This is a genomic window from Ruegeria sp. AP12 (genome assembly GCF_056540025.1).
The window spans coordinates 1-769 of sequence record NZ_JBQFVZ010000185.1 but is presented as its reverse complement, the minus strand read 5'-3'; the positions used below and the strand labels follow the sequence as shown (position 1 = coordinate 769).

The 769-nt window shown below is 55.3% G+C and carries 3 protein-coding genes; all 3 read right to left on the bottom strand.

Annotated features, from left to right (window positions below; genetic code table 11):
* Positions 1-209 (bottom strand): hypothetical protein (locus tag ACR0E6_RS22145; protein ID WP_480587414.1); only part of this gene is annotated, 209 nt, incomplete at its 3' end.
* Positions 202-360, bottom strand: coding sequence for a hypothetical protein (locus ACR0E6_RS22140; protein ID WP_170417997.1), 159 nt, complete (start codon positions 358-360; stop codon positions 202-204). The genes ACR0E6_RS22140 and ACR0E6_RS22145, both read right to left, overlap by 8 nt.
* A 12-nt stretch (positions 361-372) precedes the next feature.
* The coding region (locus ACR0E6_RS22135) for an ATPase, T2SS/T4P/T4SS family (protein ID WP_480587411.1) at positions 373-769 on the bottom strand (397 nt) is incomplete at its 5' end.

The following is a 769-nucleotide window of genomic DNA, read 5'->3' as shown; positions in this document are numbered from 1 at the left end:
ACCAGACCCATGATCTGCTGCGTCTCTGCAGGCTGTGCCATGAACTTCTCTGGGATCGCCCAGATGTCCAGCCCGCGAAAGCCTCTGGGGTTGATGTATTCGAGCGCCAGCCCGACCACCAACACCGCGCAAGCCGAGGTAGCGATAAAGCCCATAGTACCGGCTATCGCGACCTTCTTGCCTTTGGGTAGATCCTGAAACTCAGCCATCGGTCAGCTCGCGTTTGAAGAAGCACACGATGCCAAATTCTGCACGTGCGACACCAACCATTTCCCAACCTTCTTTGCCCAGCTTTGCGAATTTCTCGCTGGCGTCGTCGCATTCCGAAAAAGGCACGTCTCGGTACTCGAATTTCTTCATCTTTGTACTCCTTCAATTCAGTTGTTCAGCAGTCATCAGAGGCGGGAAGATCACGCCGTTGACCTTCCGTTCGTCCCCGATTTTCTTCATGTGAACGATCATGTGAATGGTGGCCCGGATGTCATCGACCACTTCTGACTTTTGAACGGTCGGAGATCCGCGACGCACCATTTTGCTCATCCGTCCAATGGCATCTACGGGCGAGTTCGCGTGCATGGTGCAGACAGATCCATCGTGGCCGGTGTTCACCAGTTCCAAGAACATATTCGCGTCGTCGCCTCGGATTTCACCGCAGACGAGGCGGTCAGGCCGGAGGCGAAGCGCCGATTCCAGCAGCTTTGTTGGTGATCGAGGGCCATCTTCTTCGGAACGGTCGGCAAGCAGATCGACAGAATTGGGTTGCTCGATG

Bases quoted from the DNA above. Each gene is read 5' to 3' on its own strand.
- ACR0E6_RS22140 (WP_170417997.1), bottom strand. From the start codon at position 360: ATGAAGAAATTCGAGTACCGAGACGTGCCTTTTTCGGAATGCGACGAC.